At 72.1% G+C, this 21686-nt stretch carries 20 protein-coding genes and 1 pseudogene; 11 read left to right on the top strand and 10 right to left on the bottom strand.

Going from position 1 to position 21686, the window contains the following annotated elements; translation table 11 throughout:
• Position 1: 1 nt before the first annotated feature.
• Both ACGFWI_RS27900 and ACGFWI_RS27895 read left to right on the top strand, forming a co-directional pair.
• Positions 2–1003, top strand: coding sequence for a TIGR03842 family LLM class F420-dependent oxidoreductase (locus ACGFWI_RS27900; protein ID WP_393908788.1), 1002 nt, complete (start codon positions 2–4; stop codon positions 1001–1003).
• 157 nt (positions 1004–1160) lie between these two features.
• The gene (locus ACGFWI_RS27895) at positions 1161–2717 is read left to right on the top strand and encodes an NCS1 family nucleobase:cation symporter-1 (RefSeq protein WP_393908787.1); all 1557 of its coding nucleotides are present in this window, start codon (positions 1161–1163) and stop codon (positions 2715–2717) included.
• On the opposite strand, the gene ACGFWI_RS27890 is transcribed toward ACGFWI_RS27895, so the two are convergent.
• From ACGFWI_RS27890 to ACGFWI_RS27880, 3 genes are all read right to left on the bottom strand, one after another.
• Positions 2683–3750, bottom strand: coding sequence for a biotin/lipoate A/B protein ligase family protein (locus ACGFWI_RS27890; protein ID WP_393908870.1), 1068 nt, complete (start codon positions 3748–3750; stop codon positions 2683–2685). The two genes, ACGFWI_RS27895 and ACGFWI_RS27890, sit on opposite strands and share 35 nt — an antisense overlap.
• Positions 3751–3788: 38 nt before the next feature.
• A complete protein-coding gene (locus ACGFWI_RS27885; protein WP_393908786.1) occupies positions 3789–4553 on the bottom strand; it encodes an NAD-dependent deacetylase in 765 nt (254 codons plus the stop codon).
• A gap of 144 nt (positions 4554–4697) precedes the next feature.
• Positions 4698–5657 carry a hypothetical protein gene (locus tag ACGFWI_RS27880; RefSeq protein ID WP_393908785.1) on the bottom strand — a complete coding sequence of 320 codons (960 nt, stop codon included), beginning with the start codon at positions 5655–5657 and terminating at the stop codon, positions 4698–4700.
• A gap of 204 nt (positions 5658–5861) precedes the next feature.
• Between ACGFWI_RS27880 and ACGFWI_RS27875 the strand changes: the two genes are divergently transcribed.
• From ACGFWI_RS27875 to ACGFWI_RS27845, 7 genes are all read left to right on the top strand, one after another.
• Positions 5862–7727, top strand: coding sequence for a gamma-glutamyltransferase family protein (locus tag ACGFWI_RS27875; protein ID WP_393908784.1), 1866 nt, complete (start codon positions 5862–5864; stop codon positions 7725–7727).
• Positions 7728–7941: 214 nt separating this feature from the next.
• Positions 7942–8868: an inositol monophosphatase family protein gene (locus ACGFWI_RS27870; protein WP_393908783.1), complete on the top strand. Its 927-nt coding sequence runs from the start codon at positions 7942–7944 to the stop codon at positions 8866–8868.
• Positions 8869–8908: 40 nt separating this feature from the next.
• The gene (locus tag ACGFWI_RS27865) at positions 8909–10330 is read left to right on the top strand and encodes a phytoene desaturase family protein (RefSeq protein ID WP_393908782.1); all 1422 of its coding nucleotides are present in this window, start codon (positions 8909–8911) and stop codon (positions 10328–10330) included.
• 43 nt (positions 10331–10373) lie between these two features.
• Positions 10374–10886, top strand: coding sequence for an O-acetyl-ADP-ribose deacetylase (locus ACGFWI_RS27860; protein ID WP_393908781.1), 513 nt, complete (start codon positions 10374–10376; stop codon positions 10884–10886).
• A gap of 182 nt (positions 10887–11068) precedes the next feature.
• Complete coding sequence (pip, locus tag ACGFWI_RS27855) at positions 11069–12028, top strand: prolyl aminopeptidase (protein ID WP_393908780.1); 960 nt, start codon at positions 11069–11071, stop codon at positions 12026–12028.
• 102 nt (positions 12029–12130) lie between these two features.
• Positions 12131–13603: an AlkA N-terminal domain-containing protein gene (locus tag ACGFWI_RS27850; RefSeq protein WP_393908779.1), complete on the top strand. Its 1473-nt coding sequence runs from the start codon at positions 12131–12133 to the stop codon at positions 13601–13603.
• Between the two features lie 10 nt (positions 13604–13613).
• Entirely contained in the window at positions 13614–14159 is a 546-nt protein-coding gene (locus tag ACGFWI_RS27845) for a methylated-DNA--[protein]-cysteine S-methyltransferase (protein WP_393908778.1), read from the top strand.
• Between the two features lie 186 nt (positions 14160–14345).
• Here ACGFWI_RS27845 and ACGFWI_RS27840 read toward each other — a convergent pair whose 3' ends face one another.
• Complete coding sequence (locus tag ACGFWI_RS27840) at positions 14346–15014, bottom strand: TetR/AcrR family transcriptional regulator (protein WP_393908777.1); 669 nt, start codon at positions 15012–15014, stop codon at positions 14346–14348.
• A gap of 89 nt (positions 15015–15103) precedes the next feature.
• On the opposite strand from ACGFWI_RS27840, the gene ACGFWI_RS27835 reads away from it, so the two are divergent.
• On the top strand, positions 15104–15739 hold the full coding sequence (locus tag ACGFWI_RS27835; RefSeq protein WP_393908776.1) for an NAD(P)-dependent oxidoreductase: 636 nt from the start codon (positions 15104–15106) through the stop codon (positions 15737–15739).
• Positions 15740–16056: 317 nt separating this feature from the next.
• Here ACGFWI_RS27835 and ACGFWI_RS27830 read toward each other — a convergent pair.
• Positions 16057–16278: pseudogene (locus tag ACGFWI_RS27830) on the bottom strand (nucleotidyltransferase domain-containing protein); the annotation flags it as partial.
• Positions 16279–16326: 48 nt separating this feature from the next.
• A complete protein-coding gene (locus tag ACGFWI_RS27825; protein WP_393908869.1) occupies positions 16327–16830 on the bottom strand; it encodes an NUDIX domain-containing protein in 504 nt (167 codons plus the stop codon).
• A gap of 212 nt (positions 16831–17042) precedes the next feature.
• On the opposite strand from ACGFWI_RS27825, the gene ACGFWI_RS27820 reads away from it, so the two are divergent.
• Complete coding sequence (locus ACGFWI_RS27820; protein ID WP_393908868.1) at positions 17043–18191, top strand: glycerate kinase; 1149 nt, start codon at positions 17043–17045, stop codon at positions 18189–18191.
• 96 nt (positions 18192–18287) lie between these two features.
• On the opposite strand, the gene pssA is transcribed toward ACGFWI_RS27820, so the two are convergent.
• The 4 genes from pssA to ACGFWI_RS27800 all read right to left on the bottom strand — a co-directional run bounded on the left by pssA (position 18288) and on the right by ACGFWI_RS27800 (position 21685).
• Positions 18288–19148 carry a CDP-diacylglycerol--serine O-phosphatidyltransferase gene (gene pssA / locus ACGFWI_RS27815; RefSeq protein WP_393908775.1) on the bottom strand — a complete coding sequence of 287 codons (861 nt, stop codon included), beginning with the start codon at positions 19146–19148 and terminating at the stop codon, positions 18288–18290.
• A complete protein-coding gene (locus ACGFWI_RS27810) occupies positions 19135–19782 on the bottom strand; it encodes a phosphatidylserine decarboxylase (RefSeq protein WP_393908774.1) in 648 nt (215 codons plus the stop codon). The genes pssA and ACGFWI_RS27810 overlap by 14 nt, the downstream gene beginning before the upstream one ends.
• A 170-nt stretch (positions 19783–19952) precedes the next feature.
• Positions 19953–21158: an acyl-CoA dehydrogenase family protein gene (locus ACGFWI_RS27805; RefSeq protein ID WP_393908773.1), complete on the bottom strand. Its 1206-nt coding sequence runs from the start codon at positions 21156–21158 to the stop codon at positions 19953–19955.
• A 2-nt stretch (positions 21159–21160) separates the two neighbouring features.
• On the bottom strand, positions 21161–21685 hold the full coding sequence (locus tag ACGFWI_RS27800) for a MaoC family dehydratase (protein WP_127153888.1): 525 nt from the start codon (positions 21683–21685) through the stop codon (positions 21161–21163).
• Between the last annotated feature and the right edge of the window lies 1 nt (position 21686).

The following is a 21686-nucleotide window of genomic DNA, read 5'->3' as shown; positions in this document are numbered from 1 at the left end:
CGTGGACTTCGGAGTTGTTCTGCAGGCCGACCCGCCCTCCTCCGCCGTCGTGTCCCTGATGCGCCGTGCCGAGCGCAACGGCTTCCGCTACGGCTGGACCTTCGACTCGACCGTGCTGTGGCAGGAGCCGTTCGTCCTCTACAGCCGCATCCTGGAACACACCGAGCGGCTGATCGTCGGCCCGATGGTCACCAACCCCTCCACCCGCGCCCCCGAGGTCACCGCTTCCACCTTCGCCACCCTCAACGAGATGTACGGCAACCGCACCGTCTGCGGCATCGGCCGCGGCGACTCCGCGATGCGGGTGGCCGGGCGGCCGCCCAACACCCTCGCCCGGCTGGGCGAGGCGATCGGGGCCATCCGCGATCTGGCCGAGGGCCGGGCGGCGGACATCGGCGGCCACCAGGTCCGGATCCCCTGGATCAAGGACGGCAAGCTGCCGGTGTGGATGGCCGCCTACGGCCCCAAGGCCCTGGCCATGACGGGCCGGCTGGCCGACGGCTTCATCCTCCAGCTCGCCGACCCGTTCCTCACCGAGTGGATGATCAAGGCGGTACGGAAGGCCGCCGCGGACGCCGGACGCGACCCGGCCGAACTCACCATCTGTGTCGCCGCCCCCGCCTATGTGGGCGACGACCTCGCGCACGCCCGCGAGCAGTGCCGCTGGTTCGGCGGCATGGTCGGCAACCACGTCGCCGACCTCGTCACACGCTACGGCGAGCACTCCGGCATGGTCCCGGACGAGCTGACCGACTACATCAAGTCCCGTGAGGGCTACGACTACTCCCACCACGGCCGGGCCGACAACCCGGACACCGCCTTCGTCCCGGACGCCATCGTCGACCGCTTCTGTCTGCTGGGCCCGGTCTCCGCGCACCTCGACCGGCTGCAACAGCTCAAGGAGCTGGGCGTGGACCAGTTCGCGCTCTACGCCATGCACGACGCCAAGGAATCCACCCTCGACGCCTACGGAACCGAGATCCTCCCCGCGTTCGCCGACTGAACGGGCGCTGGTACGGGGCGGTGCACACCGCCTTCGGCGTTGCGGCCCGAGAGTGCCCCAGCGGTCGTGACGGCCGGCCGGCAGGCCGGTCGCCACACCGATGACACGCTGCGCCGCCCGGCCACCGGGCGGCCCGTACCCGGACGAAAGGCCCCGTATGTCCGCGACCCCCTCACCCGTGCCGCCGGAGCTCCCCATAGCGCCCCCGGGCCAGCTCACCGCCCCGGACGGCCGCGTCGAACCGGCACCGGACGCCATCCCGGCACACGGCCGGTACGTCAATGCCGACCTGCGCCCCGTACCGCTCTCCGAACGCCGCTGGACCACCTACAACTTCACCGCCCTCTGGGTCGGCATGGCCCACAACATCCCCTCCTGGACGCTCGCTTCCGGACTGGTCGCACTCGGCATGGACTGGAAACAGGCGGTCCTGACCATCGCGCTGGCGAACCTCGTCGTCCTCGTCCCGATGCTGCTCACCGGGCATGCGGGCCCCAAGTACGGGATTCCCTTCCCCGTCCTGGCACGGGCGTCGTTCGGGCTGCGCGGCGCCAATCTGCCCGCGCTGGTGCGGGCCGCCGTCGCCTGCTGCTGGTTCGGCATCCAGACCTGGATCGGCGGCCAGGGCATCTACATCCTGCTGGGCAAGATCGTCGGCGGTGAGTGGGCCAAGGCGGCATCCATCGGCGGCTATCCCTGGACCCTCTGGCTCTGCTTCCTGGCCTTCTGGGCCGTCGAACTCGCCATCATCCACCGGGGCATGGAGACCCTGCGCCGCTTCGAGAACTGGGCCGCGCCCTTCGTCCTGCTCGGCGCGCTGGTGCTGCTCGGATGGATGGCGGCCAAGGCGGGCGGGTTCGGCCCGCTGCTGGACCAGCCGAGCGCACTGGGCTGGGGCGAGCACTTCTGGCCGGTCTTCTTCCCGTCCCTCATGGGGATGATCGGCTTCTGGGCGACCCTGTCCCTGAACATCCCCGACTTCACCCGCTTCGGGGCCGGGCAGCGGGCCCAGGTCTGGGGGCAGTCCCTGGGGCTGCCGACCACGATGACGGCGTTCGCTCTGCTCTCCGTACTGGTCACCTCCGGCTCACAGGCGGTGTACGGGGCGCCGATCTGGGACCCGGTCGCGCTGGCCGGCAAGTCCGACAGCGTCTTCGGTCTGCTCTTCGCCCTGCTCACCGTCCTGATCGCGACGATCTCCGTGAACATCGCCGCCAATGTCGTCTCCCCCGCGTACGACCTGGCCCATCTGGCACCGAAGCTCATCAACTTCCGTACGGGGGCGCTGATCACGGGCGTCGTCGGCGTGATCATCCTGCCGTGGAAGCTCACCGCCACACCCGAGCTGTACATCTTCACCTGGCTCGGTGTGGTCGGCGGGCTGCTCGGTACGGTCGCCGGCATCCTCATCGCCGACTACTGGATCATCCGCCGTACCGTCCTCGACCTCGCCGACCTCTACCGTCCCGGCGGCCGCTACTGGTACACGGCCGGCTGGAACTGGCGGGCCGTGCTCTCCTTTGTCGTCGGCGGACTGCTGTCGGTGGGCGGCTCGTACTCACAGCCCGGCAAGGGCCCCTTCCCCGCCGACGGGCTGATCCCCTTCCTCAAACCCCTGGCCGACTACGGCTGGGCGGTGGGCCTGGCCGCCGCGCTGACGCTCTACACGCTGCTGATGGTCACGGGACCCGGGCGAGCCACTCGGGGGAACTGAACTTGCCCGCCGCCAGCTCGCGCGCCCTGGCCAGCTCCGCGTCCGAGACCGCGCCGTCCGACCCGCCGTAGCGCGCCCGGAACGACGCGATCATCCGCTCGATGACCTCGGCGCGGGGCAGCCCGGTCTGCCGCCGCAGCGGGTCCACCCGCTTCGCGGCGCTGGCGATTCCCTTGTCCGACAGCTTCTCCCGGCCGATCCGCAGCACCTCGACCATCTTTGCGGCGTCGATGTCGTACGCCATGGTCACGTGGTGCAGCACCGCCCCGGTGCCCGCGACGATGCGCTTCTGTGCCGCCCCCGCGATCTTCCCGGCGTCCGTGGCAATGTCGTTGAGCGGCTTGTACCAGGCCGTGATCCCCATATCGCCCAGCGCCGTCAGCACCCAGTCGTCCAGATACGCATAGCTCTCCGCGAAGGACAGCCCCTGCACCAGCGACTCCGGCACACACAGCGAGTAGGTGATGGTGTTCCCCGGCTCGACGAACATCGCGCCGCCGCCGCTGATGCGCCGTACGACCGTCACGCCGTGCCGCTCGGCGCCCCGCTCGTCGACCTCGTTGCGCAGCGACTGGAAGCTGCCGATGATCACCGCGGGCCGGTCCCACTCCCACACCCGCAGCGTCGGTGACCGCCGTCCCGCCGCGACCTCGCCGGTCAGTACCTCGTCCAACGCCATATGCAGCGCCGGGGGTTGCGGGCCCTCGTGAATGATCTGCCAGTCGAAATCGGTCCACTCGGCGGCCTCCGCGACCGCCCGCCGGACCGCGATGCCCACCGCCTCGCCGCTGAACCCGAGCAGCGTTGCGCCGGCGGGCAACGCCGCCTCGATCCGCGCCGCCAGGCCCCGCGCATCCGTGTCGGCCGGGGCTCCCTCCAGCGCACCGTTGATGGCGTCCAGCGCCTCGTCCGGCTCCAGGAAGAAGTCCCCGGCGACCCGGACCCCGCGCAACACCCCGTCCGCCACCACGAGATCGACGACCACGAGCTTGCCGCCCGGCACCTTGTACTCACCGTGGTGTGTGCCCCGCATGCCGCTCGCCTTCCCGCCGAAACCGCCGTCACCGTGTCTCATGCGGGCTCCGCCAGCCCCGCCAGCAGCCGCGGCAGGGCACTGCCGATCGGCTCGCGGATCACCTCGTCGGCGAGCTCGTCGTACGGTGTCGGCTCGGCGTTGACGATGACCAACCGGGCGCCGTGCTCCGCGGCCACCCCGGCGAGTGAGGCCGCCGGCTGCACCTGCAGCGTCGTTCCGACCGCGAAGAAGATCTCCGCCGCCTTCGCCACCCCCAGCGCCGTACCCAGCACCTCCGGGTCCAGCCGCTCGCCGAACATCACCGTCGCCGACTTCAGGATCCCCCCGCACACCAGGCACGCCGGATCGGCTTCGCCCGCGGCCACCCGGGCCAGGGCCTCCGCCATCGACGACCGCGCATGACAGCGGGTGCAGCTGACCGCCCGTACGGTGCCGTGCAGTTCGAGCACCTTGCGCTCGGGCATCCCTGCGAGCTGATGCAGCCCGTCCACGTTCTGAGTGATCACCCGCATCGGCGTCCCGGACCGCTCCAGCCGGGTCACCGCCTCATGCGCGGCATTCGGCTGCGCCCGGAACGCCGGGCTCTGCTGCCGCATCCGCCACGACCGCCGCCGGATCTCCGGATCGGCCATATACGTGTCGTAGGTGACGAGCTTCTCCGCCTCCGGGTCCCGCCGCCACAGCCCGTTCGGCCCGCGGTAGTCGGGGATTCCGGAGTCCGTGGAGATGCCCGCTCCGGTGAGGATCGCGACGAGCGGGCGCCGAGGAGGCTGAGCGGGGGGCGCGTCGGTGCCGGTCATGGGGCGAGGGTACGCAGCGGCGCGGGGGAGGGCGAGGAGGTTTGGGCGGAGGCGCGCAGGGTGCTGTGGCTGCTGCGGTGCGGGTGACGGTGCCGGGGGCTGCTGGGGCGGGGTCCGCCGTCGGTTCGCCGTTCCGACGGTGCGTCAGACATCGGTGTCCGGCAGCCAGCCGGGGGCGTGCTGCCGGGCGAGTGCGTCCCAGGCGGCGGCGCCGCCGGCCAGCGGCCAGCCGCGGGTGGGAGAGGAGCCGGACCCCGCGCGCTCCAGCTTCTGCGCCAGACGACGGCCCTCGTTTGCGATCTTGTTCGGCGCAAGCGGATCTCCGGCGTTCCGCTGCCGCTGGAGGTGGGCAAGGCGCTCCTCGTAGGCACGAAGGTCCGGTTGCGCAAGGGCGGTGTGCCACTCGGGGAGCCCCTCGCGGTCCAGCCGCAGCACGGGCGGACGGCCGTCCTCGGCGAGCGCGGCCGCGAGCCGGTCATGGCCGTCCAGCACCACCCAGGTGTCGAGCGCGCTGATCCCCCACAGCACCACGGGTGGCAGCACACCCTCGCGGTACTGGCGACGGCACGCCTTCACCCGCGGCGTGTCCGGTGCGGACAGCGGGCGCAGCGGCAGGATGTCGCGGCTGTCGTGCGCCGGGCTTCCGCTGAACCAGGCGATATGGCCGCGGTCCGGGTCGTGCCGGGCCGGCGTTTCCCAGTAGGCGTCGACGGCATAGGGGGACATGCCGGGCCGCAGCTGCCAATTCCCCTCGTGGAGCGGCCCGTTGCCGCTCTCCCGCAGTGCGGTCGCGAAGTGATGGGCCCAGCGGGCGCTCCAGGCGTCGTCATCCGTGCAGGCCTCCCGGTACCTGCGAGCCATATCGGCGCGCAAGGCAGGCACCGGCGACACATACCGGCCGGTGCGCGCATAGTGCACCCCGCGATGGGTGACGCGCTGCCGCGCCAGCAGCACCACCTCGTCCCCCTGGAGCAGCACCAGCCGCCGCCCGTCGGCGACTTCGGCCCGCAGCGGTGGGCGGGACGGTCCATCGACGCGCAGCGCCAGCCCGTCCCACCGGACGCCCGAGGCGGAGCGGGGGAGCGCGGTGCGGTGCATGGCCATGGCACGAGCCTACGGCCAGGGCGGACCGGGCGTCTTGCCCGGTGGTTGTATGGGGCATACGGTCTGCCCGTCTTCGCGGGCGGTACGCCCCTCCGCGAAGAGCCCGGCCGCCCGTCCGCCACGGCACCCACCTCACCCCCCGTTCACCGCCTCCGCTTCGCCCGTCGCACCCGCACCGCACCCCGCCAGACAGAGGAGTCCCCCGTGTTCACCACCCGCCCGACCCTCCAAGGCACCTTCGGGATGGCCTCCACCACGCACTGGCTGGCGTCCCAGTCCGCGATGGCTGTCCTGGAGGACTGCGGCAACGCCTATGACGCGGCCGTGGCCGCCGGGTTCGTGCTGCATGTGGTGGAGCCGCATCTCAACGGTCCGGCGGGCGAGGTGCCGATCATCCTGGCGCCCGCGGGCGGGCCCGTGCAGGTGCTGTGCGGGCAGGGCCCGGCGCCGGCCGGCGCGAGCGTGGCGCACTACACCGCGCTCGGCCTCGACCTGGTGCCCGGCACCGGGCCGCTGGCCGCCGCGGTCCCGGGCGCCTTCGACGCCTGGATGCTGCTGCTGCGCGACCACGGCAGCAAGTCCCTCGCCGAGGTGCTGCGGTACGCCATCGGCTACGCCGAGCACGGCCACCCCGCCGTCGAACGGATCGGTGAGACCGTCGAGGCGGTCCGTAGGCTCTTCGAAACGGAGTGGACCTCCTCCGCCGAGATCTACCTCCCCGACGGCCGGCCCGTCGCTCCCGGCGGGCTGCTCAGGAACCGGCCGCTGGCGGCCACCTGGCGCCGGCTGCTCGCGGAGGCGGAGGCCGCGTCGGCGGACCGTGCGGCGCAGATCGATGCCGCCCGCCGTATCTGGCGCGAAGGCTTCATCGGCGCGGCGCTCGCCGACTTCGCGGCCCGCCCGGCCATGGACACCTCCGGCGAACGCCACGCGGGCACCCTCACCGGCGACGACCTGGCCGCCTTCGCCGCCGGCTACGAGCCACCCGTCACCCACGACTGGAACGGCTGGACCGTCGCCAAGGCGGGCGGCTGGTCCCAGGGCCCCGCCTTCCTCCAGCAACTCGCCCTGCTGCCCGACGAGTTGCCCGCGTACGGCAGCGCCGACTACGTCCATCTGCTCATCGAGGGCTGCAAGCTGGCGATGGCCGACCGCGAGGCCTGGTACGGCGACGCCGACGAAGTGCCGCTCGGCACCCTCCTCGGCGACGGGTACAACGCCGCCCGCCGGGCCCTCATCGGGGAGCAGGCCTCCCACGAGCTGCGGCCCGGCAGCCCGGACGGCCGCACCCCGCGGCTGAGCAAGCACGCGGTGGCGGCGGCGACGGGGGAGGACGGCTTCGACGCGATGGGTATCTCCGGCAGCGGAGCCGGTGAGCCGACCGTCGCGCGCGGCGCCGCGGCGCAGGCCCCGGCCGGCGGTGTGCCGGCGGATATCGCGCCCGAGATCGACCGGAACGGCGCCACCCGGGGCGACACCTGCCATATCGATGTCGTCGACCGCTGGGGAAACCTGGTCTCCGCCACCCCCTCGGGCGGCTGGCTGCAGTCCAACCCGGTCGTCCCGGCGCTCGGCTTCCCGCTCGGTACCCGGCTGCAGATGGCCTGGCTGGAGGAGGGCCTGCCCAACTCCCTCACCCCGGGCCGCCGCCCCCGCACCACCCTCACCCCGTCCCTCGCACTGCGCGACGGGGTCCCCGTCATGGCCTTCGGCACGCCGGGCGGCGATCAGCAGGACCAATGGCAGGTCCACTTCTTCCTGGCCGTGGCGCTGCGCGGGGCGGTCCGCGGCGGCCTCGACCTGCAGGGCGCCGTCGACGCCCCGAACTGGCACAACGACTCCTTCCCCGGATCCTTCTTCCCGCGCGGAATGCGGCCGGGGAGCGTGACCGTGGAGTCCCGCATCGGCGACGGGGTCATCGACGAGCTGCACCGGCGTGGTCATCACGTCACGGTGGGTGACGCCTGGTCCGAGGGACGGCTCTGCGCGGTGGCGCGGGACCTGGAAACCGGGGTGCTGTCGGCCGCCGCCAATCCGCGGGGGATGCAGGGGTACGCGGTCGGACGCTGAGGGGCGCCGCCGGGCGCTGGGGGCGCGGGAGCCCGCCGGTGGGGCTGGACGGCTCCGCCGGGCGCTGGGGGACGGGCTGCCCGCTGTGGGGGCTGGACGGCTCCGCCGGGCCCCGGGGCGCCCTGACCTGCCGTCCTGCCCTGTGTCCTCCGCGGCATCCGGATTTCACCTTGAGTCCAGCTACCGTGTCAGTGGCTCGTGGTTCGATGGATACATGATCGAAGCACTTCGTACCCAAGATTCGGGAGATACCGCGATTACCCCGATTGCCCCCACCGCTGCCGCATCGGCCGCGCCCGCCGCTCCTGAGGCCACGCCGTTCGACCTCTCCGAGCTGGACCTGGCCGCCGTCGAGGCCGCCGTCCGCCGCGCCGCTGCCGACGAGATCATGCCTCGCTTCCGGCAGCTCGCCGCCGAGGAGATCGTCGAGAAGAGCGGGCCGCACGACCTCGTCACGGTCGCCGACCGGCTCGCCGAGGAGCACCTCACCGCCGCGCTCACGGACCTGCTGCCCGGCTCCCGGGTGGTCGGCGAGGAGGCGGTGCACGCCGACCCCGGCGTGCTCGACGCGCTGCACGGCGACGCCCCCGTCTGGATCGTCGACCCGGTCGACGGCACCCGCCAGTTCGTCCACGGCGACCCCGGCTTCGCCACGCTGGTCGCGCTCGCCCACCGCGGCGAGGTGCTGGCCTCCTGGACGTACGCCCCCGCGCTCGGCCTGATGGCCGTCGCCCGCCGCGGCTCCGGCGCCCGGCTCAATGGCGTACTGCTCCAGGCCGGCAGCCCGTCGTCCGGTGCGGTCCTCGATGTCGCCACCTCCCACTACGACTTCACCACCGACGACCAGAAGCGGGTGCTCGCCGCCCTGGAGACCGGCGGTATCGCCCCGCGCCCCTGTGGCTCGGCTGGCCTGGAATATCTGCACGTAGCCCGCGGCGAGATCGACGCCACGGCCTTCAGCTGGGAAAACGCCTGGGATCACGCGGCCGGGCTGCTGCTGGTCCACGAGGCCGGCGGCGCGAGCGGCACGGTCGCCGGGCAGCCGTTCCGTATCGAAGGCGGCAATGCGCTGCCCTTCACCGCGGCGCGGGACACCGCAACGGCGCGGCGTATCCTCGGACTGCTGGCAGCCGCCAACTGACCCTCACCGACGAGGGTCGGACTTGAGGGGAGTGGCGCAGGTGCCGAGGATGCTCGATGCCGTGGTGATCGGGGCGGGACCCAACGGCCTGACGGCGGCCGTCGAACTGGCCCGCCGCGGCATGTCCGTGGAGGTCTTCGAGGCCCGCGACACCATCGGCGGCGGCGCCCGCACCGAGGAGCTGACCCTCCCCGGCTTCCGCCACGACCCCTGCTCGGCGGTGCACCCCACCGGCGCCGGCTCGCCCGCCTTCTCCGCCATGCCGCTGGACCGCTACGGCCTCGAATGGCTGCACGCCGACATCCCCCTGGCGCACCCCTTCCCGGACGGCACGGCCGCCGTGCTCGGCCACTCCGTCGGCGAGACCGCCATGTCCTTCGGACCGCGCGACGCCGGCACCTACCGCAGACTCGTCGAGCCCTTCACCGGCAAGTGGGAGGCGATGGCCCACGACTTCCTGCGTACGCAGTGGCTCGGCCTGCCGCAGGACCCGCTGACCTACGCCCGCTTCGGCCTGGTCGCGGCGCAGCCGGTCACCCTCCTCAACCGCCGCTTCCAGGACGAGAAGGCCCGCGGCCTGATGGCCGGGCTCGCGGCGCACGCCAACGCCCCGCTCGGCAGCTTCGGGACCTCCGGCATGGCCCTGATGTTCGCGCTCGCCGCACACGCCAAGGGCTGGCCGGTGGCGCGCGGCGGCTCCCAGGCCATCTCCGATGCGCTCGCCGGTCTGCTGCGCGCCCATGGCGGCGTGGTGCACACCGACTTCGAGGTCAAGCGCCTGGACGACCTGCCGCCGGCCCGCGCCTATGTCTTCGACACCTCACCGACCGCGCTCGCCCGGATCGCGGGCCTGGGCAACGCCTACCGCGAGGTGAAGTACGGCCCCGGCGTCTTCAAGGTCGACTACGCCCTGTCGGGCCCGGTGCCGTGGACGGCCGAGGAGGCGCACCGCGCCGGCACCGTCCACATCGGCCCCACCAGCGGCGAGATCTCCGCCGCGCTGAACGCCGCCACAGACGGCCGGGCCCCCTCCGTCCCCTTCCTGATCACCGCTCAGCCCAGCCTGATCGACCCCACCCGGGCCCCCGAGGGCAAGCACACCTTCTGGGCGTACGCCCATGTCCCCAACGGCTGGGACGGCGACGCCACCGACGCCGTGGAGCGGCAGATCGAGCGCTTCGCCCCCGGCTTCCGCGACCTCGTCCTGGCCCGCGCGGTCGCCGGCCCGCCCCAACTCGCCGCCCGCAACGCCAATTACGTCGGCGGCGACATCGCCACCGGCTCGGCGGCGGGCCTGCGGCTGCTCATCCGCCCCAAGCTCGCCCGCGTCCCCTACGAAACCGCCCACCCTGCCGTCTTCCTCTGCTCCCAGGCCACCCCGCCCGGCCCCGGCGTCCACGGCATGTCCGGCCATTACGCCGCCAAGACGGTCTGGCGACGGCTGCGCGGGAACCGCCGCTGAATCGAGTGGCCGCGTCGTACGCCCCTCCGTAGGCTCGGACACCATGAGCCCCACACTCACCCTCATCCAGGGCGACATCACCGAACAATCCGTGGACGCCGTGGTCAACGCCGCCAACTCCTCACTCCTGGGCGGCGGGGGAGTCGACGGCGCGATCCACCGGCGCGGCGGCCCGGAGATCCTCGCCGAGTGCCGCGCACTGCGCGCCTCCCACTACGGCCGCGGCCTGCCCACCGGCCAGGCCGTCGCCACGACCGCCGGCCGGCTGCCGGCCCGCTGGGTCATCCACACCGTCGGCCCGGTCCACTCCGACAGCGAGGACCGCAGCGACCTGCTGGCCTCCTGCTACCGCGAAGCACTGCGGATCGCCGACGAACTGGGCGCCCGGACGGTCGCGTTCCCGGCCATCTCCACCGGCGTCTACCGGTGGCCGATGGAGGACGCCGCCCGCATCGCCGTCGAGACGGTGCGCGACGCGGACACGGCCGTGGAAGAGGTGCGCTTCGTCCTCTTCGACGAGCGCGCGTATGCGGCCTTCACCGAGCAGACGCGCTGACACCGGAGCCGCCGGGGCCGGAGTGCACGCGCCGTTGCCTGTGCTCCGGCGACCGGCAGGCGGAGACGGGGACGGGGACGGGGACGCAGGCGAGGACGACGACGGCGACAAAGCCGAGCCCGAAGAACGCGACGAAGGGCGACGGTGACGGTGAAGGTGAACCCGACGGCGAAGGCGGCCTGATGACGCAGCAGTACTCTCCGATCGAACCGCACGACACGGGCATGCTCGATGTCGGTGACGGCAACCTCGTGTACTGGGAGGTCTGCGGCAACCCGGCGGGGAAGCCCGCACTGGTCGTCCACGGCGGGCCGGGGTCGGGGTGCAGTACGGGCGCGCGCCGGTACTTCGACCCCGACCGCTATCGCGTCGTCCTCTTCGACCAGCGCGGCTGCGGACGCAGCACCCCGCATGCCAGTGATCCAGCCACGGACATGCGTCACAACACGACGGCCCATCTGCTCGCCGATATAGAGCAGTTGCGGGTGCACCTGGGCATCGACCGGTGGCTGCTGTTCGGCGGATCGTGGGGCTCGACGCTGATCCTGGCGTACGCGGAGCGGCACCCTGAGCGCGTGTCGGAGATCGTCATCCCCAGCGTCACCATGACCCGGCGTTCGGAGACCGACTGGCTCTACCGGGGTGTCGGCCGGTTCTTCCCGGAGGCGTGGGAACGCTTCCTCGCCGGTGCTCCGGGAGTGGGGCGGGACGACGACATCGTCGGGGCGTATGCCCGCCTGATGGCGGACCCCGACCCGGCGGTGCGCGAGCGCGCCACCGCCGACTGGTGCGCCTGGGAGGACACGGTGCTCTCCCTGGAGCCGTACGGCGCCGCCAACCCCTACGGGGACCGGCCCGCGGCGGCCCGGATGGCCCTGGTCCGGATCTGCTCACACTACTTCTCGCACGGCGCATGGCTGGAGGAGGGCGCCCTGCTGCGTGACGCCGGGCGGCTGGCAGGCATTCCGGGTGTGCTGATCCATGGCCGTCAGGACATGGGAAGCCCGCTGCACACCGCCTGGGAGCTGGCCCGCGCCTGGCCGGACGCCCGGCTGACCGTCATCCCTGACGCGGGGCACAAGGGGAGCGAGGCGACGCGTGACCAGGTGATCGGCGCGCTCGACCGGTTCGCCGGGAAGTGAATGCCGAGGGGCGGCCCGGGTGACCCGCGCCGTCCCTGGTGGCCCGATGTTGATGTCGGATTCTCGCCAGCCGGATGCCGCCGACTGAGCAATCCTGAGGTCATGCACACCGACACCGAGCGTTGTCTGCGCGCCGTGCAGTCCAAGGATGCCCGCTTCGACGGCTGGTTCTACACGGCCGTGCTCACCACCCGTATCTACTGCCGTCCCAGCTGCCCCGTGGTGCCGCCCAAGCCGGAGAACATGCGCTTCTACCCGAGCGCGGCCGCCGCCCAGCAGGCCGGCTTCCGGGCCTGCAAGCGGTGCCGCCCGGACGCCAGCCCGGGCTCCCCTGAGTGGAACGAGCGGGCCGACCTCGTCGCCCGCGCCATGCGGCTGATCGCCGATGGCATCGTCGACCGTGAGGGTGTCCCCGGGCTCGCGACCCGGCTCGGCTACAGCACCCGGCAGACAGAGCGCCAGCTGCTGGCCGAGCTGGGGGCGGGGCCGCTCGCCCTGGCCCGCGCCCAGCGCGCGCAGACCGCCCGGCTCCTGGTGGAGACCACCGCACTGCCGATGGCCGATGTCGCCTTCGCCGCCGGATTCGCCAGCATCCGTACCTTCAACGAGACGGTTCGGGAGGTCTTCGCGCTGTCCCCGACGGAGCTGCGGCAGCGGGCCAGGCCAGGGCCCCGCGCGGCGGCGCCCGGTTCGCTCGCGCTGCGGCTCCCCTTCCGGCAGCCGCTGAACCCCGACAACCTCTTCGGCCACCTCGCCGCCACCGCGGTCCCCGGGGTCGAGGAGTGGCGCGACGGCGCCTACCGCCGGACCCTGAGCCTCCCCTACGGGCACGGCATCGTCGCCCTCGCACCCCGCCCCGACCACATCGACTGCCGTCTCTCCCTCACCGATCTGCGCGATCTGGCCGGCGCCATTGCCCGCTGCCGCCGGATGCTCGACCTCGACGCGGACCCGGAGGCCGTCGACGGGCTGCTCCGTGAGGACCCGCTGCTGGCGCCGCTCGTCGACAAGGCGCCGGGACGACGGGTTCCGCGTACGGTCGACGCCGAGGAATTCGCGGTCCGCGCCGTCCTCGGCCAGCAGGTGTCCACGGCGGCGGCCCGCACCCACGCCGGACGGCTGGTCCGTGCGCACGGCGAACGGGTCGACGACCCGGGCGGCGGCCTCAGCCACCTCTTTCCGTCCGCCGCCGCGCTCGCCAGGCTGGACCCGGAATCGCTGGCGATGCCCCGTACCCGCCGGGCCACCCTCACCGGTGTCATCGCCGCCCTCGGCTCCGGCGCGCTGCAACTGGGCGTCGGCAGCGACCGGGACGAGGCCCGTGCCCAGCTCGCGGCGCTGCCGGGCATCGGCCCCTGGACCGTCGAATGCGTCGCCATGCGTGCGCTCGGCGACCCGGATGCCTTCACACCGACCGACCTCGGGCTGCGCCGGGCGGCCGCCGGGCTCGGCCTGCCGCACACTCCTGCGGCCCTCACCCGGCACTCCGCCCTCTGGCGCCCCTGGCGCGCCTACGCCGTCCAGTACCTCTGGGCGACCGACGACCACCCCATCAACCACCTTCCGACGAACTGAGGCCGCAGCCATGACAGTTCACGCCCCCGCGCCCGACGCGCCCCTCACCCACACGGTCCTGGACGACACCCCGGTGGGGCCGCTCACCCTGGTCGCCACCGGCGAGGCCCTCACCGGCCTCTACATGACCGACCAGCGCCACCGCCCGCCCCAGGAGACCTTCGGCGATCCGGCAGACCCCGGCGAGCCGCCGTTCGCCGCGGCGATCGCCCAGCTCCGGGCCTATTTCCGCGGCGAGTTGACCACCTTCGACCTGCCGCTCGCACTGCGCGGCACGCCCTTCCAGCGCCGCGTCTGGGCGGCGCTGTGCGCGATCCCGTACGGCGAGACCCTCTCGTACGGGCAGCTCGCCGAACGCCTCGGTGTCCCGACGGCGGCCCGCGCGGTCGGTCTGGCCAATGGCCGCAACCCGGTCGGCATCATCGTCCCCTGCCATCGCGTCGTCGGCGCCAACGGCAGCCTCACCGGCTACGGCGGCGGCCTCGACCGCAAGCGCCGCCTGCTCGCCTTCGAACGGACGGAGGACACCCTGTTCCCGGCGGAGGCCTGCGGGTGACGGGCCACAAGGGGTGACGTGGGCGCTGGCGGCACGGGCCGGGCGGACCGGGGAGGGAGACTCCTCAGGGCCTGCGGTCCGACGCCGGTGGGGCGGAGCCCTGCGGGGTGACCGGCAGGCGGCCCCCTCGCGGACTGTCCGACGCCGACGGGGGAAAGCCCTGGGGGTCACCGGCAGGGAAACCCCTCAGGGCCTGCTGTCCGACGCCGGCGGGGTGAGGCCGTCGAGCAGCGCCCGTACGGTCTCCGTCGCGAAGTCCTCCTCGTCTTCCGGAAGCAGGGCCCCGGCCGGTGCCTCGGCGCCGAAGAACAGGTCGAGGAAGGCACGGTGGAAACAGGCCCCGATGAGCAGCGTGGCCGCCGCGTGCGGATCGATGCCGGACGAGACCCGGCCCAGCGCCTGCTCGGCCGCCAGGTAGCCGGCCAGATGCTGGGTGGCGTTCTGCGGCCCGGCGGTACCGAGCTCGTGCAGTTTGCGGCGGTGTGTCGCCAGCAGCTCGGGGCTGGCGAACAGCGACCCGGCCATCGGGAAGGCCCGGCGGTAGAACCGGACGGCGGCCAGCGCCACCGCGGTGAGGTGCTCGGCCGGCCCGCGCTCGTCACCCGCGCAGCCCGGCAGCTGCTCCAGCACGTCCGAGAACTGCGGTACCCGCTCGTGCAGCACCCGGACGAAGATCTCCTCCTTGCTGCGGAAGTGCTTGTACAGCGCCGCCTCGGAACAGCCCGCCTCCCTGGCGATCTGCTTCGTCGTCGTACGGGTCAGGCCCACGGTCGTCAGCAGCGCGGCGGCGGCGTCGAGGATGCGGGAGCGCGTCAGGGCGCCTCCGGTCAGCGGAGCGGTGGCGTCTCGGGTCATGGCCCGAGTCTACGTTGACAGGTGAGTGAACACTCACCCACACTTGTGGGTAAGTACTCACTCACCTCTTGCCGTTCCCTGGAGAGATCATGAAACTCACCGTTCTCGGTGCGTCGGGCGGCGTCGGCCGACAGCTCGTCACCCACGCCCTGGCCGACGGCCACGAGGTGACCGCCGCGCTGCGCAGCCCGCAGAAGCTGACCGAGCGGCATGAGCGTCTGACGGTCGTCCGCGCGGACGCGCTCGACGCCGCGTCCGTCAAGGCGGTGGTCGGCGGCGCCGACGCGGTGCTCTCCGGCATCGGCCAGGCGGGCCGGCACGACCCGCTGCGGCCCGCCTCCACCTCGGCCCGCGCACTCGTCGAGGCGATGACTGCCACCGGCGTACGGCGTCTTCTCGTGGTCAGCGCGGCCCCGCTCAACCGCACCGGAACGGGTCAGTCGTTCCTCACCCGCCGGCTGTTCGGCCCCCTTCTGTGGGCGGCTCTCAAGGAGCTCTACACCGACCTGGAACGGATGGAGACCGTACTGCGCGACAGCGCTCTCGACTGGACGGCGGTCCGCCCGCCCCGCCTGCTCGACAAGCCCGGCGAGGGCCGCTACCGCCACGCCGTCGAGGCCGGCCCGGCCGGTGACGTCATCACCCGCGCCGACGTGGCCCGCGCCATGCTCGACTTCGTGAACGACCCGCAGACCTACGGCCATGCGGTCGGCATCAGCCGCTGAGGAAGCCCGTCCCCGCTGAGGAAGCCCGTCCCCACTGAGGAGGCCCGTGCGGAGCCCGTACGAAGGCCCGTAAGGGAGGTCCCGTACGGGAAGGTCCGTACGGGTAGGCCCGTACGGCACGTGCTACCCCCGCCGGGTCGTCCCCGGCCTCAGCCCTCGACGACGCCCCGCACCTCGTCCACCAGCTCCGCCGCCGTCTCCCACGAGCGCTTCAACTCCGCTTCCCCGCACCCGAGATCACCGGCGCAGGGCCTCGGGGTAGGCACGGGTCTCGTGGCGGAGACGGGCCAGTTCCCCGCCGATGTCGGCGAGCACGCGGCCCCGCCGTTGACCCACGGGCCCCACGCGCCCGGCCCGTACACCTCCACGGAGCCACCGGTCACCTCGCCGGCCAGCGCCTTCAGGGCCGCGAGATCCGGCTCGCCCCGGTAGTAGACACCCAGATCCCAGTCGGAGTCGGGCCGATGCGTGCCCCGTGCCCGGCTTCCCCCGAGCATCACCCCGACCACTCCCGGCACCTGGGCGAGCTTCGCGGCCATGTCATCCATGCCGCCAGGCTAGGCCGCGCTGACCGTCCGCCGCCCGGATTATCCGGACGTACCGTCAGCCCCGGGCGGCGGCACGCCGTCCTCCAGTTCCGCCGGTCCGGAGCCGTCCGCGAGGGCCTTCAGGGCGGCGCCGATACGCAGGGCCATCTCCCGGTTCACCAGGGTCTGGGCCTCGTCCCAGTGCACCATGCGCCAGGAGAGCAGCTCCTCCTCCTGGACGCGGATCGCGGACAGCTGCGCGGCGTCCAGCACTCCGCCGTCGTAGAGGTACGACACCAGCGGCGGCCGGTCCTTGCCGCGCACCCAGTCGATGGTGAGCAGCGCGCCCGGCTCCACGTCCAGACCGATCTCCTCGGCGGTCTCGCGACGGGCGGCCTGACGGGGCGACTCACCGTGGTCCGACTCGACCGTGCCGCCCGGCAGGATCCAGGTGTCGCGGTAGTTGGGCTCCACGAGCAGCAGGCGGCCGTCCGCGTCGCGGAAGATGACGCCCGCGCCCGCGAGCACGCGGGGCAGGCCGGCGAGGTACGTGGCGTAGTCCATGGTGGTCACGGCGCGAGCCTAGACGGAACGGGTCCGGGCCACGCCGGGACGGTGGATCTTGGCGGCGCACCCCGGGGGCGCTCGGCAGCGCCCCGGACCGAAGTGCCCTGTTCGCGGGGCCCCCCGCCGGATAAGGTCACAACGGCGCGACTGCCAGTTCGAAAGCAAGGGGAAACACGGTGGCGGACGCAGCAAGGACACCCACAGCACATGTGCTGATCGCCGCGGACAAATTCAAGGGTTCGCTCACGGCCGTCGAGGTCGCCGAGCATGTCAGCGCCGGTCTTCGGCGTGTGGTCCCCGGCCTGGACGTCGCTGCCGTCCCGGTCGCGGACGGCGGCGACGGCACGGTCGCGGCGGCACTGGCGGCCGGCTTCACCCGCCACGAGGCACGAGTCACCGGCCCGACCGGTGCGCCGGTGACGGCCACCTTCGCGCTGCGCGTGGGGGCACCCCCAGCGGCAGCTGGGGGAGGCACCGCGGTGGTGGAGATGGCGGAGGCCTCCGGGCTCCAGCACCTCCCGGAGGGCGTCTTCGCGCCCTTGACGGCGACCACGTACGGCACCGGCGAGCTGCTGCTCGCGGCCCTCGACGCGGGCGCGACCTCGATCGTCTTCGGCGTCGGCGGCAGCGCCACGACCGACGGCGGCGCCGGCATGCTCGCGGCGCTGGGCGCCCGGTTCCTGGACGCGGACGGCGAGCCGGTCGCCCCCGGCGGCGGCCCGCTGCGCGACCTGGTCACCGCCGATCTGTCGGGGCTGGACCCCCGGCTGGCGAAGACCACGATCGTGCTCGCCAGCGATGTCGACAACCCGCTCACGGGCCCGAAGGGCGCCCCGGCGGTCTACGGTCCGCAGAAGGGCGCCAGCGAGGCGGACGTGGCCACTCTGGACGCCGCGCTGGTGCACTATGCCGAGGTGCTGCGCCGCGCGGTGGGCCCGAAGGCCGCGGAAGACTCCCTGGCGCCCGGCGCGGGCGCCGCCGGCGGGATCGGCTACGGCGCGCTGGTCGGCCTGGACGCGACGTTCCGGCCGGGCATCGACGTGATGCTCGACGTCCTGGGCTTCGCCCCGGCGCTGGCGAAGGCCACCTTCGTCATCACCGGTGAGGGCTCGCTCGACACACAGACACTGCACGGCAAGGCGCCGGCCGGGGTCGCCGCCGCGGCCCGCGCGGCCGGCCTGGACGTGGTCGCGGTCTGCGGCCGGCTCCAGCTGCCGCAGGAGGCGCTCGACGCGGCCGGCATCCGGCGGGCCTACGCCCTGACGGATCTGGAGCCCGACCCGGCCCGCTGTATGGCCGAGGCGGGCCCGCTGCTGGAGCGGGCGGCGGAGCAGCTGGCGCGGGACTTCCTCGTCTGAGGCACGGTGCGGCCCGCTGCGGGCCGTACACACCACCACGCCGCGGGCCCCGAGCGAAGAGTTCGCTCGGGGCCCGCGGCGTGGTTTTCGTTGAGGCTAGGGGAGCTGTGCGGCGCGGGACTCGGCCCGCGACTCGCGGCGGTTGTCGCGGAAGGTGTTGACCCTCCGGGCCGTCGCGAACAGCGGGATCATCGCGCCCATGACCACCTGCAGGGCGCAGCCGGTCTGCAGCAGCAGCTGGCCCCCGGGGGCGTCCAGCGCCCAGGCCGTGAGCATGCCCATGCTGAGCACGATCCAGCTGAGCACCGCCACCGCGAGCCGCCCCCGCGGCTTGGGGTACTCGACCCGGCTCACCATCAGCCAGGCCACCCCGACGATCGCCAGCAGCGTCGGCACGAACGGCAGCTCCAGCAGCACGATCGCGACGACGGTCAGGGCGCCGAAGGGGCTCGGCATGCCCTGGAAGATGCCGTCACGCAGTGTGACGCAGGAGAACCGCGCAAGCCGGAGCACCACCGCCAGCAGCACCACGACCGCGGCGACCACCGACACCCGCTGATGTGCGTCCTGGGCGACCATGCCCCAGGTCACGACGAAGTACGCGGGCGCCAGGCCGAAGCTGATCAGGTCGGAGAGGTTGTCGAGCTCGGCCCCCATCGCCGAGGCCCGCAGCTTGCGCGCCACCAGTCCGTCGAAGAGGTCGAAGACCGACGCCAGCAGCATCAGGATCACGGCCATCGCCGCACTGTGCCGGGCCATCCCGCCGTCATCGGTGCCCGTCAGATGCGGGATGAGGACCCCGGTGGTGGTGAAGTACACGGCCATGAAGCCGCAGATCGCGTTGCCGAGGGTCAGGGTGTCCGCTATTGACAGCCGCGTGGACAGCGGCATGTCGTCGTCGTCCTCGTCGGTCTCGGGTGCCCAGCCCGCCTGTGTCTCGGGATCAATCACGGTCAAGACGAGTCACCCCCGCGGTGGTCGCCTGGCCGACCTCGACCGCCACCTCGACGCCCTCCGGGAGGTAGACGTCGACGCGCGAGCCGAAGCGGATCAGGCCGATCCGCTCGCCCTGCTCCACCTTGGTGCTCTCGGGCACGTAGGGGACGATACGGCGGGCCACCGCGCCGGCGATCTGCACCATCTCGATGTCGCCGAGCTCGGTGTCGAAGTGCCAGACGACCCGCTCGTTGTTCTCGCTCTCCTTGTTGAACGCCGGGACGAACCCGCCGGGGATGTGCTCCACGGACGTCACCGTGCCAGCCAGCGGCGCACGGTTGACGTGGACGTTCAGCGGGCTCATGAAGATCGCGACGCGGGTGCGTCCGTCCTTCCACGGCATGATGCTCTGCACCACGCCGTCGGCCGGGGAGATGACACGGCCCTGAGCGATCTCCCGCTCCGGGTCGCGGAAAAACCACAGCATGCCCGCCGCCAGTGCGGTGGTGGGCACGGCAACGGCGGCCCAGCGACCCGACCGGCGGGAGCGGACGAGGCTGACCGCTGCCGTGGCAACGGTCGGCAGGAGCCACGGCGACGCTCCGCGCGCGAGGCGGACGCGACCGCGTTGTGCAGAGGATTGGCTGTGGGGCATGGATGACCTTCGTAGCGGAGGATGCCGCGTATGGATACGGGGGACGGCGGCTTTCCGGGGATGCTATCGGTTGCGAGCGGCAACTGGCCAAGAGCCAGAGCCAATCCGTGGCCGAAGAACGATGACGGGGTGTGATCTTCGTCTAGACCAAAGCAGCCCAAACCGGATGTTCACCCCTGGATCCGGTACTCCTCGAGTAGCCGTCGCCCAATGATCATTTTCTGGATCTCGGCGGTACCTTCGCCGATCAGGAGCATCGGGGCCTCGCGGTAGAGCCGCTCGATCTCGTACTCCTTGGAGAAGCCGTAGCCGCCGTGGATGCGGAAAGCGTCTTCCACTACCTCCTTGCAGTACTCGGAGGCCAGGTACTTGGCCATGCCCGCCTCGAGGTCGTTTCGCTGGCCGGAGTCCTTTTTGCGAGCGGCGTTAACCATCATCGCATGCGCCGCCTCGACCTTTGTCGCCATTTCCGCCAGTTTGAACTGGATGGCCTGGTGCTGGGCGATCGGCTTGCCGAAGGTGTGTCGCTGCTGTGCGTACGAAACACCCAGCTCGAAGGCGCGCTGGGCGACACCGCAGCCGCGGGCGGCTACATTGACCCGGCCGACCTCGACGCCGTCCATCATGTGATAGAAGCCACGTCCGGTCTCCCCGCCGAGCACCCGATCGGCCGGGATCCGCAGCCCGTCCATGATCAGTTCGGTGGTGTCGACCCCCTTGTAGCCCATCTTGTCGATCTTGCCCGGAATGGTCAGGCCGGGCCGCACCTCACCGAAGCCGGCCTCCTTCTCCACGAGGAAGGTCGTCATCGACTTGTGCCGGGCGGTGCCCTCCGGGTGGCCCTCGTCCGTACGGCACAGCACCGCGACGAGCGTCGACGAACCGCCGTTGGTGAGCCACATCTTCTGGCCGTTGAGGACGTAATCGTCGCCCTCCCGCACACCCTTGGACGAAATGGCCGATACGTCCGAGCCGAGTGCCGGCTCCGACATCGAGAAGGCGCCGCGGATTTCACCGGCCGCCATCTTCGGCAGGAAATAGTCCTTCTGCTCCTGTGTGCCGTGCTGCTTGAGCATGTACGCCACGATGAAGTGGGTGTTGATGATGCCCGAGACGCTCATCCAGCCGCGGGCGATCTCCTCCACGGTCAGCGCGTAGGTGAGAAGGGACTCACCCAGACCGCCGTACTCCTCGGGAATCATCAGGCCGAACACGCCGAGTTCCTTGAGGCCCTCGACGATCTGCGAGGGATATTCGTCGCGGTGCTCCAGCTCCGTGGCGACCGGCAGGATCTCCTTGTCCACGAAGTCGCGGACGGTGGAGAGGATTTCCCGCTGGATATCGGTCAGGCCCTCGGTCTGCGCGAGACGGGTCATGGCTACTTCTCCTTCTTGGCCGGAGGGGCCTGCAGCTCCGGGCGGCCGGGCTGCTCGCCGCCGCGCTCCTTGATGTAGGTGGCCGTGGGGACCATGACCTTGCGCCGGAAGACGCAGACCAGGGTGCCATCCTGCTTGTAACCCTTGGTCTCGACGTGCACGATGCCGCGGTCCGACTTGGAACGGGACGGCGTCTTGTCGAGCACGGTCGTCTCGCCGTAGAGCGTGTCGCCGTGGAAGGTGGGCGCCACATGCTTCAGCGACTCGATCTCCAGATTGGCGATGGCCTTTCCGGAAACGTCGGGCACCGACATGCCCAGCAGCAGGGAGTAGATGTAGTTGCCGACGACGACGTTCTTGCCGAAATCGGTGGTCTGCTCCGCGTAGTTGCTGTCCATGTGCAGCGGGTGATGATTCATCGTGAGCAGACAGAAGAGGTGGTCGTCGTATTCCGTGACGGTTTTCCCCGGCCAGTGCTTGTACACATCGCCGACGGTGAACTCTTCATAGGTACGGCCGAACTGCATG

Origin of the sequence: Streptomyces sp. NPDC048434 (assembly GCF_043200375.1) — a bacterium.
Taxonomy (GTDB): domain Bacteria; phylum Actinomycetota; class Actinomycetes; order Streptomycetales; family Streptomycetaceae; genus Streptomyces.
The sequence above is the reverse complement of the archived record's forward strand: the minus strand, read 5'-3'. Positions and strand labels throughout refer to the sequence as shown.